General features: G+C 41.6%; 6 protein-coding genes. All 6 read right to left on the bottom strand.

The window, feature by feature from the left end; all coding sequences use genetic code 11:
• Nucleotides 1-11 precede the first annotated feature (11 nt).
• A complete protein-coding gene (locus tag J7E57_RS23115; RefSeq protein ID WP_215125674.1) occupies nucleotides 12-1,229 on the bottom strand; it encodes a carbohydrate-binding protein in 1,218 nt (405 codons plus the stop codon).
• A gap of 9 nt (nucleotides 1,230-1,238) precedes the next feature.
• On the bottom strand, nucleotides 1,239-2,807 hold the full coding sequence (locus J7E57_RS23110) for a RagB/SusD family nutrient uptake outer membrane protein (RefSeq protein ID WP_251030016.1): 1,569 nt from the start codon (nucleotides 2,805-2,807) through the stop codon (nucleotides 1,239-1,241).
• A gap of 34 nt (nucleotides 2,808-2,841) precedes the next feature.
• Nucleotides 2,842-5,805, bottom strand: coding sequence for a SusC/RagA family TonB-linked outer membrane protein (locus tag J7E57_RS23105; protein WP_215125675.1), 2,964 nt, complete (start codon nucleotides 5,803-5,805; stop codon nucleotides 2,842-2,844).
• Between the two features lie 705 nt (nucleotides 5,806-6,510).
• Nucleotides 6,511-8,514, bottom strand: coding sequence for an alpha-L-arabinofuranosidase C-terminal domain-containing protein (locus J7E57_RS23100; RefSeq protein WP_215166286.1), 2,004 nt, complete (start codon nucleotides 8,512-8,514; stop codon nucleotides 6,511-6,513).
• A gap of 171 nt (nucleotides 8,515-8,685) precedes the next feature.
• On the bottom strand, nucleotides 8,686-9,795 hold the full coding sequence (locus tag J7E57_RS23095) for a family 43 glycosylhydrolase (RefSeq protein ID WP_215125678.1): 1,110 nt from the start codon (nucleotides 9,793-9,795) through the stop codon (nucleotides 8,686-8,688).
• A 631-nt stretch (nucleotides 9,796-10,426) separates the two neighbouring features.
• Nucleotides 10,427-11,986: a glycoside hydrolase 43 family protein gene (locus tag J7E57_RS23090; RefSeq protein WP_215125679.1), complete on the bottom strand. Its 1,560-nt coding sequence runs from the start codon at nucleotides 11,984-11,986 to the stop codon at nucleotides 10,427-10,429.
• Nucleotides 11,987-12,303: the final 317 nt, after the last annotated feature.

Raw genomic sequence — 12,303 nt, 5'->3', positions numbered from 1 at the left:
ATCCGTATAGTTTAGTTGACCCGTTTGATGACAAAATTGTTCACCTGTATGTCTTTGGTTTCATGAAAAAACCGCATAACATGATTACCTGCCTTCAAGTGAAATACAGGGCTCTCGACCAACTGCCAAACCCACCAGCCTTTATTGTTTGGAAAAGTCAGGGATCCTGTTACGTCTTTATAATCAAATTCTATGTGAAACTTTAAAGGAGTTGAAGCATTGCCATTGCCGAGCCTTGAAGTAATTTTATAATCTCCTTCTACCGGTACATTTACAGAGTAAACAGTCCATTCGCCGGCAACTGTCCATCCCAGGGAATAACTGGCTGTATAAGTACCAGCGGCATCGGTATACATCTGACCAAGGCTCCCGAATGCAACATCAATATCCACATATTCAGCTGGCCTGTAATTGCCCCCGTTTTTAGTTAAGTCATCGTGATAGGCAACACCTTCTCCTCCCAGGTCATAGTCTTCCGCTTCGATCAACACAGTTTCGCCGACCACCGAAGGCAAAATGAACGGCCCATTGTAACCTGCTGGTCTGAATGTACTTTTATCATAGGGTTCGGCCTTAGGCTTGGTATATTCTCCGAATCCAAAGGGATGGGTAGTTTCCAGTACGTGCACAATACCGTTGGAGGTACGGATGTTAATTGCATCAGCAGTAGCTAAAACCCAGTCTTTAACGAAACTGCTTTTTTTGGTAAAGAAATATTTAATTACCGCTGGCCCACCACCCTTGTATCCACTCGCATTAGCAGTGGCCAGTTTACCATTCATGGGATAAGCATACCTAACGGCCTTAAGCATTTTTCCATCAGTCTGTGTCAGCGAATCTGCTGTATAACTTCCCCTGATTACATACCTGCAGATCATACTGTCGAGCGACTCATCTGCCATATCTTTAAGGTAAACCGGAGCTTTTCCCCGTAATTTCCTGGTGGTATTCAGTTTATCGACTACCTGCTGAAAGCTCTGATTGGTAACTGCAAATAAGGTTACATTGTTGTTCCTTAGCGTATCGGTTAATTTTAGGCGATCGATCACAAATAAGAGCGAATCAAAGATCCCTTTCTTACTTTTCAAATAATCGTATGTAGTTCCCGGAAAGGCTACTGTACTATTGATGTAATTATAGTCCCCTTTATCCTTTGAACACCCGGCAACAAGCATTGATCCCAGAAGGAGCACGCTCATGTATTTAGATATCATTTGTATACGTTTCATAACCATAAATTATCTGTTCCAATACGTCGTTTGAGTTAATAATGAATTCTGGGTAAGCAGAGATTTTGCTATGGGCCAATAAATACCTCCGTTTTGAATGAGCGCATTGAACGCCGGATCGTTATTTTTAATTTTTTTATACCTGATCAGGTCGTACCATCTCCATCCCTCTCCCATAAGTTCTTTTCTCCGCTCGAGGAATATAGCATCGATCAGGCTCCCATCTTTAGTCTGATCAAATGCGAGAAGGCCACGATTGATCCGCCTTGCATTTAACAGATCGATTGCACCAGAAACATCTCCGAGCACTGCTTTGGCTTCGGCAAGTAAGAGCGCAACTTCTTCTGGTCTGGTAAAAACAAGAGAACTTGCATATTGGGTCATCGAGCCGTCAGATCCGGCACCGTTTATGGTATTTAAAGGCGGATTATTATCACGGATGATAAATACTTTGGTAAAAACAGGGAAAGGTCTATCAAAAACGCCAAAATAACGGTCGGAAGTTGGTGTAGAGGTAATCTTATCAATACCGAACCGCGCGTCGTTTTCCTGGCTGAATATGGATAGGATCGAATCTTTGGGAACGTAAATTGCAGGTAAGCTTTTGTTGATGACATAAGGGGCAGCAAGCGTAAGCTCTTCCATAAAACCTGAAGTACCACTCTCCGCATTTAGAAACATATGGCTAAATCCGGCAATAATATTGTATTGATTATTACCAAATTCACCCCTAAACATCTGTCGGGTCTGATCTACATTCATAAAGAACATCCTTTCATTTCCCATCTCTGCAAGGCCCATATTATCCAATACCCATTTAGCCCATTTGGCTGACTCTGCGTATTTACCCTGCCAGGCATATACATGTGCCAGAACAGCATAAACTGTATGCTTTTTAGCCATCTCTTCCTCAATAGTATAGTAGGGAGTCCGGGTCTGCTCGGGTTGGTTCTTGTTGTAGGCTACGGGTAAATCTGGTGCCGAAAGCAACAGTTCTGATTCTGCAAAAGCAAGTATTTTCTGTTGGTTTTCTCTGGGTTTGTTTTCAAATTGTCCATCATGCGAACTGATGATGAAAGGTACATCTCCCCAGATCCTGACCATGTAGAAATACATGAAAGCCCTGAGAAATCTTGCATGGGCTACATCTAGTTTAAGATCCTGCGGCAGATAGCGTTTATCCGACTCAACGATTCCCGGCGCCCTTTCAAGAAATATATTGGCAGCATTGATTACAGCATAAAATCTTCTCCAGTTTGACAAGGCCTGTACGACCGGAAAAGTCGCCTGAAGATTATTATCAGCTATAGACTTCATATCCAAACGGTTAGCACTCCTAAAATCACCTCCAGCTCCGTTTACAGCCCTAAGATCGCCGTAAATCCAGTGCCTGTCATTGTCACACAACGCTGCCCTGGCCAGTCCGTATGCGCCCATCAGGCCTGCACGGGCATCCTCAACCGTCCTGTACATATTGGCCTCGTCGACCAATCTGCTCGATTGAACATCAAGCATCTTTTTACAGGCACCGAATATAGTTAAGGTGGCAATCAATACCATTAAAATGCGAATTTTCATTTCTTTAATTTTAAGTCTTTATTAGTTCCAATTGCTATAATTCCATTTTCACTCCAAGTGTAAAGGTTCTTGGAATAGGCAGTCCGTAGCCAGTATCGTAGCCTGCATAATCTGTCAGTTCGGGATCGCGCCCTGTATAAGGGGTAAGGGTGAATAGGTTATTGGCCGTAGCATAAACATATAGCCTGTCAATTTTAGAGCGTTTAGCTTTTAGCAGATCCTTTAGATCATAGCCTACAGATACTGAGCGTAGTTTGAGGAAAGCCGCGTTTTCGAGGAAGAGATTCTGATCGCTTCGGTATGGTACTGCGCTACTCCAGGGATTGTAAGCCGGGTATTTGTTATAATCGCCCCGTTTTTCCCAAAATGTAACTTCTTTGACCGAATTTATGTCGTTGGCACTTTCCTGATTGATGAAATCGAATCTTTTTGCCATGTCCTGGTTGATGATATTCCGGCCAAGATTATAGTAAAGGTTCAGCCCAAGTGTCCAGTTACCATATTTAAAATCATTGTTAAACCCACCCGACACTAATGGAAGAGAATGTCCTGTGAGTATACGGTCCGCATCATCAATGGTATAATCGCCATTGCGATCGTTCCATATGGCATCGCCAGCCTTAAGCGGAATCCCTTGAAAATTAAGGGGCAGACCGGTTTTAGGATTTACAGGAACTTCAGCATTACTCTTGTAAATGCCACCATTATCCAGCAGCCAATATTGATCTACAGCTTTTCCCACCTGTAGCAAGCGGTTTCCCACTACAAGTTCACGAAGTCCGCCAGGTAATGATTTTAGCCTGTTCCTGTTATAATTGATATTTAATGATGAGTTCCATTGAATTTTTTTGGAAATGGGGAATATATTGGCGTTGATGGTAGCATCAATGCCAGCATTGTTGATATTCATTCCAGCCTGGTAAGATTGCGTATAACCATATTCTGCAAAGGCAGGCACACCGATCAGCTGATCTTTATCTGTTTTACTGTATACATCGGCAGCAATCATTAACCTATTGTCCCAAAAACCAATGTTTGCTCCAATATTGATTTGTTCGCTGTATGCCCATGGAATGTTATATCCAACCCATCCTGAACTATAAGGCCTGTTTAGCGTTGCCACACCAGAGTATGTTCCTAAACGGGGTTCACCAGTATAACCGATATCCACGGTATATTGAGGGCCTGCGGCATAACGATCATCCTGTTGCATCCTGCCTATACGGCCATAACTTGCGTGTAATTTCAGTTCGGATATTTTGCTGCCCTGAAGTGACAGATCATTCTTCAGGTTCCATCCGGCAGAAACCACCGGCGAAAAGAGCCAGCGGCTTGTAGGTTGAGCTGCCGAAGAGCCATCAGTTCTAAGCATTAATGATAGGCTATATTTATCTTTAAAACTATAAGTCCCTTTTCCATAAAAGGATATCAGGTTGTTTTGAATGTTATCCAAAAACCTGTACATTAACGTATTAAGAAATCCGGTGTTGGGGTTATATGAAAAGAAAGCGGTAAGCGGATTTTTAGGGTCATTAAGTAAATTGATCTTAATGTAATCACTGGAACCTCTGTAAGCGTATCCATAGTTGTAATGGTAAGTATCCCATTGCAATGTCTGGCCTGCCTGTAAATCTAGCTTGTGAACGTTATTCCAATCAAATGAATAGCTTATTGTATTTTCTGCTGTCAGGCGCTGGTTATATCCAAAGTAATTGGATACATAACTATTCGTTTCAAGCAGTGTACTGGGATAAAATATATCCCTATACCCCTCATTATAGTCGGCCGAAAACCTGGAAGTGATATTTAGTTTACCAAAACTGAAATCAAATTCTGTATAACCATCAAAAATATTGGTTTTGTTCTTGTCAAATGATTTATCATACTCACTTAAGTAGTTGGCATAGAAATCTTTGTTCGGTGAAATTGGATTGGTTAAATTCGGGAGATACCTTTCTTCGGCGAAACGGTCACGTTGGTACCTGTTTCTATCGCGTACCAATTGACTGCCGTTAATTGAAGTGGTTATATTTAACCATGACAGGGGTTTCATACTGATTACAAAGGCAATGCTATAACGGCTCAGTCCGGTTCCGTCTGCCACCCCGTTATTCCTTTGATTTCCCAGTGATGCCCTAAAATTAGTTTTATCAGAGCCTCCGGCAAGACTTGCATTTGCCGAATATATTAAGGCATTTTTATAATATAGATCCGTCCAGTTGGCTGGCCCGTAATAAATGCTATACAGAGAATCGCGCAAATAAGCCGGAGTATTCTGCTTTTGCTCTTCTGTAGCATATTGGCTATAAACCGGTTTTCTGAAATTACTCTCGGATGCTCCGTTAAGGGTATTAACCCCATCACGCGTTGCCAGGCCAATATAGGAGTTGAAGCTAATGGTCTTCTTCGCCTGCGGTTTTTTAGAACGGATAAGAATAACGCCATTAGCTGCCCTTGGGCCATATCTGGCTACCTCGCTCAGGTCTTTAATCACTTCTATAGATTCGATATTCTCTGGATCAACACCGGCAAGCAGATTAGTAGCAGGACCGATGCGGTTGTAATCATACTGTTGGATATCGTAAGCAAAAGGATGGTCCTTGGAAATCAATGGTACTCCATCCAACACAATCAAAGGTTGCGATGAAGAAATATCTTTCGCCGAAAAGAGTGGAACAGGTGTGCCATGTATAAAAATATGCTGTTCTGTTCCAGGTTCACCGCTTGGTTCCTGAATAGTTACCCCGGCAGCCTGTCCTTTTAAATATTGTTGTAGGGAAACCCCAGGAAATGAAGATATCCGGACAGATTTCACCACACTCTTATTTAGTCCGCCAATATTGGCTACCTTCTTTTGGAGCGAATCTTTAGCGGAAATATGGGCTGAGCTCCTCTGGATTACTGTGGTATCCTGCCTGATCCACTCGTAATGATTAATCCCCATTGCAGACACTGAAACTGAAGAAATACAAAGGCATAAAAAAAATACAAAACGCATAATAAATGTGTTATAAGTGCAATTGATTCAAATGAATGTTCCTTTAATGGAACAGTTGGGGTCGATCAGAAAATCTTGGGAAGAAGCCACATCGATTTTGAAAAGTACAGTTCAAAACGTCGATGGATTTCTGCCTGAACCAGAAAAAAATTAAACGTCACAGAGACATTTAAAGGCACGGATTTAGGATTCTTTAGGTATAAAGACTTCATAAAATTTGGTTTATAGTTGGTTGGTTAGTAGTAAGACACAATGCGGTCTAACTTATACTCTCCTGAACCGGTTATTTCTGAAAATTTATTTCTGTCTAGTATTTCAGGATGAATATGTGCTCAGTTATGGCTTAGCACATTGTAATTTGGTTAGAGGAGAAAGGGCAATTAACATAAAGGGATATCCTCATCCGGGATATCCCTTTGCTAACTAAATACTAACCTGGTATGAATGGGTTTATTTTCTTTTGTACAATCTTTCCAAAGATCTGATCAGAGCCTGTCTCAAAATAACAGATTCAGAAATAGCAAAAGAATTAAATTTGGCGGTGTCGTCATGCTCAGCTTGACTGGGCATCTTAATGCTTTGGTAGGGACTTATTTTTTGCCGTTCTATCGTATTAAGATTCCCGTTTTCACGGGAATGACGACCTTTCAAAATATTATTCTGTCAAAAATCTCCAAAATCAATTCTGAGACAGTCTCGTTAAATCTATTGGTTAAATGGAATTTTGATAACGTTAAAAGAATAAGGTTTTAAAGTGATGTTGAGCTTTTTGCCTTTTAGATTAATAGTACTTTTTTGTGGGCTAACCGCTTCAGGATTTTCGAAAGAGTTGAGTTGATTTAGGTTACTGTTCGCTATTTCCTCGTTGGTGGCCTTACTTTTTAGTTTCATTTTCCCCTCCAGGTCGAAATCAATATTTTGTGCCTGATCGGAGTTGTTCGCAATTTTAATGATCAGTTCTTTTTTTGCCTGATCGGTTACCGCAGATGCGTAAAGGCCATCCTGGCCGATAATATTCTTTTCATCAAGCGTAACCGAAACTACATCGGTTCCTTTATTCGTAGAAAACTGTTTCTGTACATAATAATCAGGTGTTCCGTACGATTTTAGGTTATCTACCCAGATCATATCGGGTGCCCATTGCCAGGCATCGATATGAGCGAAAAGCGGGGCATATGAGGCCATCTGTACCACATCGGCATTGCGCTCTAAGCCTGTCATTAACGATGCCGAAGCTAAAGCACTTTGCCAGTTGTTGCGGTTGCTTCCAATTATACTATTGTCTGCGTGGACCGCATATTCGCCAACAAAAACCTTCGATCCGTTTCTTGGGTAGTTATCGTAACGGCCGGCATTTTTCAAAAACCAATCAGCAGGGCGGTAGTAGTGTTCATCAATAAAATCGGCATTATTGCTTCTTAAAGTAATATTCAATAAGTCAAAACGGTCGCCATCCGGACCGGTACCAGAACTGTTGATCAGTTTAAAATCCGGATATTTGGCTTTTATGGCCTTGGTGAAAATTGCTAGCCTTTCCAAATACTGTGGCCCCCAGTTTTCGTTTCCAACCCCCATCATTTTTAAATTGAAAGGTTTTGGATGGCCAAGATCTGCCCTCATTTTCCCCCATTTGGTTGTTACATCGCCATTGGCAAATTCGATCAGGTCTAAAGCATCCTGAACATAGGGATCGAGTTCATCAAGGCTCGCTACTTCGGCTGAATTATACTGACAGGCCATGCCGCAATTTAGTATTGGTAGCGCATCAGAGCCTATATCTTCTGCCAGCTGGAAATATTCAAAAAAACCCAAACCAAAACTCTGGTAATAATCAGGTGCGGGGCGGTGAGCAAATTCAATATTCCAGCGGTTCATAATCAATTGCCTGTTTTCGATCGGGCCGATGGTTTTCTTCCATTGATAACGGTTGGCCAGGTCGGTGCCTTCTACAATACAGCCACCCGGGAAACGGATAAAACCGGGTTTCATATCGGCAAGTAACTGTACCATATCGGCCCTTAAGCCCTGTGGGCGGTTTTTCCAGGTGTCGCCTGGAAATAGAGAAATCATATCCAGATCAATATTGCCATTTCCCTGAAACACAATCGAAAATCTGGCTTTTGGATCGGTTGCTGTTGCGGTAAAACTTGCTGATTGCTTTTTCCAATCGCCACCGGTCTGATCTGGGGTTAATCTTCCCTGTCCGATAACTTTATTGTTCGCATCTTTTAGTAATAGCACAAGTTTAATACCTGGCTTCGATTGACGGTACATCACTGAAAAATCGTAACGCAGGCCCTTTTTTACACCAATGCCTTTAAAACCTTCGTTTACGAGTTCAAAATCGTCGGTTTGTTTTTTTACCTGTAAATATCGTGGATTGGCGGTGTTCACCTCTTTTCGGTTCACCACCAATATCTCGCCTTCCTGTGGTTTTTTAGGTTGGAAAGTCCAGCCCATCAGCGGTTTTGCAAATTCGAAAGAGCGGTTTTTGATCAGTTCGGCGTAAATGCCGCCATCGGCGCCAAAGTTGATGTCTTCAAAAAAAACGCCCCACATATTGGGTTGAACCTTGGCAATGGAATGGTCTGTTTTAACTTTGATCACTTTTGCAGTTTGTGCCTGTACTTCGGAAGTGTACCCGATTGCAATTGCTGCATACACCAGGCATGCCGAAAACACACTTTTTACAGGGTAATTTAATTTCATATGGTTTAATTTGTAAGGGTATACATCATAATAAATATCGTCACAACATTTGTTCTTTTAGCAGGGGTAGTTTTATTATATTTTATAGACATACAAATCTTCATATAATACTCTGTAAACTCCATTTTATGAACACGAAAATCCAATTTATACCTTCATAACTCATCGTTTTTATTTATCTGTTGAATTCGGTTTGGCCGTTTGTGCTTTAGCTGGCGCCAACTTTATGTAGGTGGGAGCGTTACGGTCAGCCATAAGCCATCCTTCCTTGGTTACTTCTAGTTCCACAACCTGGATTGAAGACCGCCTTTGCTCAAATCCGTCTTTTTTCCTATCCGCCCCGATTTTTCCAGGATGCGTAAAATAAAAAAGATATGCACGGTCATTATTGATTACGATATTTGCATGTAGGCCATTTGTTCCATCATCTTTTCCCGTACCAGTATTATCTTCAAGCAAAGGAGGACCAGGCTGTTTTTCCCATTTTTCGCCATCTTTTGAGCGGTGGACTGTCTGCCCGTTCCAGGTATCGATCATTAGGTAATAGTAGTCTTTCCATTTAAACGCTATAGGCCCCTCTCCATTTATTTTGAGTACATCTACCGGATCGTACCAGGTATAAAGGTCGTTACTTTCAGTCATTCTGATGAAAGAACTTTCCAACTGATGTTTGTAATACATCCTCCATTTTCCGTTGTCCATTTTGAGGATGTCGGCATCGATTGCCTTAACACCAAGCTGCCCAAGTTTAGAGATGTATTTCCATTCTCTCATATTAGTACTGGTTAGATGAGCGATAAAGCCTGGTAGCCCCCACTTATTGGATATGCCCGGAACAACTGTCAGGTACATATGCCATTTACCATCCTCACCAAGAACGATATCAGGTGCCCATAAAGTTGCATCCTTTCCTCCGGCCTCTGCAGGAAGATCTGGAAAACCAGCCGTGCCAATGTATTTCCAATTGGCACCATCACGGGATTCGGCCATTCCTATCTGTGTCCCATGAACCCAACTTACCCCTGGAAGATCCATCTGAGTAGCACGGCGGTTGGTATAATACATCCACCACCTAGACACCTTCGGATTCCAGATCACTATGGGATCAGCAGCACCGTCATAAATAGGATCGCGAAAAAGAGGCTTTGGTGCAAGTACACCTTTATGCGATTTATTTTCCTGCCTCTTTTTAATAACCGCTGAAGTTTGCTGTGCATTACTTCGCAGTGCCGATAGCGATAACACCAGCGTAGTGAGTATAAGTGTAAATTTAATAGTCATAAGCTTAATTGTCTGCCACTAATTTTATTTTTTGTTTAAGCTACAGAACAGAAAACCATCTCCCCTGTTGCCAAACTTCATTAGTTAATTGTAAGTATGGAAACGACAAAATAAAAGTGGGAGCATACTCCCTGTGGCAAAAAATATAATTTTGCAAGAGTCATGATTGTGAGTTAGTGGACTATAATCCTATTATACGATGAGGTTGTATCATAAAACAAATTTCTATCTAAGTTTGTCACGTTGCCCAAAGGACTCCTTCGGAGAGCGTGTCGAAACGACTTAGACGACGGTGTTATGGCAGGTTCTTCGGCAAGGCTAGCATTGACAGATTCCAAAAGAATGGTCGTCATCTCGATCCGATAGCTATCGGATGTAGCGCAGTGAAATGGAGAGATCGTTGTACCAAGTTATTGAAATCAAATTTAAAAGATTTCTCCTCCAAAGGAGTTCCTTTGGAACACTGCGGTCGAAATGACGATACTTCAAAACCATTCACCTACTTTATCCATATGTCATTAATATTGATTTTTATACAATAAATTATCCCTCAAGATGACAATTCTATATTTATGATACAGCCTCCTTATTCTGTTCCAATCAGACCTGGATTACCAACCAAGAGATAAGATTAGTATGTATATCTGAAATAATCGATATCAACATATCCCGAGTCGCTATCGTTATTGTAGTTAAACAAACCGATACGGTCGCCCCTATAACTCCCCCAGCTTAACTGGTATGGTGCACCAAAGGCGATAAACTGCAGCCCATCTGTACTATAGTAATATTGGCTTAACCCATCCAGGCCCCAGGTAGATTTTAGCCAAAGTATATTGCCCTTAATTTCGGGGCCGGTAGAAATATTCTTTTTTAAATTCAGTTCGAGCACCTTCTTACCGTTTTTTTGAGCTACACCAAATGCAGCATACAAGGGAGATCCAAAATGGGTTAAGCCGCACTTTTGGCCATTACTCATCCCGCTCAGATCTAGTTTAACAGCTGATTCGTTTTTAACGGTACGCATGGAACGTTGGGTAAGGGTATTTCCGGCCTTAAGTAAATTATCTTTTTCGATAGGCCTGAAAGCCTTTAACCTTAACCAGCCCTTCCTTTCTGTTAGCGATATTTTTTCTATGCGTGGCTGATAGTTCCATTCCCATTGGGGCTGAATTTTACCCTGATTAAATTCATCGCTTGATTGCGGCAAAATTTTATTTGAAGATCGAACGGGCTTTTTATCAGCCCATATCATACTGCCAATGGTATCGGTACCTACTTTGTCAAGTATAGGCCAGCCACCAACCCAGTTAACGGGTAAGAGACTCATATTCCGGCCAGACCAGTCGCCTGAACCGTGGTGGGTTAGAAAATACCATTTCCCGCCAGGAGCATCTATTATACCGCCCTGGTTGGGTTCGTGAAAATCCTTTTGTGCATGCCCGATCTGTTTCGCGGGTCCGTATGGTCCTGTTATGGTTTTCGCCTTCCTGATCATCACTACCCGCCCATCATCCTTTACCTCACTAAAAAAGTGGTAGTACATACCGTTGATTTTATAAAGTTTACTTGCCTCGCTCCCTTTTGATTGATAGATTACCTGATCTGATCCGGTAATAATTTCTTTTCCGTCAGCAGATAGTTTAAACAGGTGTATCTTATAACCATCTGCGAAGTTTGTTCCTACCAGATAACCTTGGCCGTTATCATCCCAAAAGGGACAGCAGTCATCCCAGCCTTTTGCTGCCAAAACCTTTACCAAGGGTGACCAAGGTCCATTTATACTTTTAGCGGAGGTCATGAAATATCCATCATCAGGTGTTCCGAAATAGATCCAGAATTTTCCTAAGTGATGCCTGATGGCCCCTGCCCAGATCCCTTTTCCATAACTGTCCATCCGCTCCCATCCGAGTTTGGCAGAGATCTGTGTAAGATCATTTACAGCATGGCCGGCTATCGTCCAGTTTACCAGATCTTTTGAATGGAGAATGACCACGCCCGGAGAAAATTGAAAAGTAGAAGAAATGGCATAATAATCAGCTCCAACCCTAATACAGTCAATATCGCTATAATCACCGGGCAGCAAGGGGTTTCTATAAGTTCCATCTCCCATATCCCCCCATTTATCCCATGCTCCCCATTTTACTTTTTCAGGTCCATCCTGTGCAAGAGCACATAGTGAAACCAACATTATAATTATCCAAAAATTCAGTATTCTTAACAGTTCTCTCATTTATTATATTTCGGGTTAACATAGCCTTGTAAAATCAGTATCATACATTCGACAGACCCCAATAGAATGGTCGTCATCTGTAGCGCAGTCCCGAACTTTCGGGAGAGAGATCTTTGTACCAAATTATTGAGATCAAATTTAAAAGATTTCTCCACTACGGTCGAAATGACGATATTTCAAGGTAATGTGTATAGCTTATTGACAATAAATACCAATAGATATACTCTTTAAATTTAAAAAGAGAAAATTGGAAGTAAAGCCGTGTTAACAATAAC

The sequence above is a fragment of the Pedobacter sp. ISL-64 genome, from assembly GCF_018613605.1.
Classification (GTDB): Bacteria; Bacteroidota; Bacteroidia; order Sphingobacteriales; family Sphingobacteriaceae; genus Pedobacter.
Note: the sequence above shows the minus strand (reverse complement) of the source record. Positions and strands in the feature narration are given on the sequence as shown.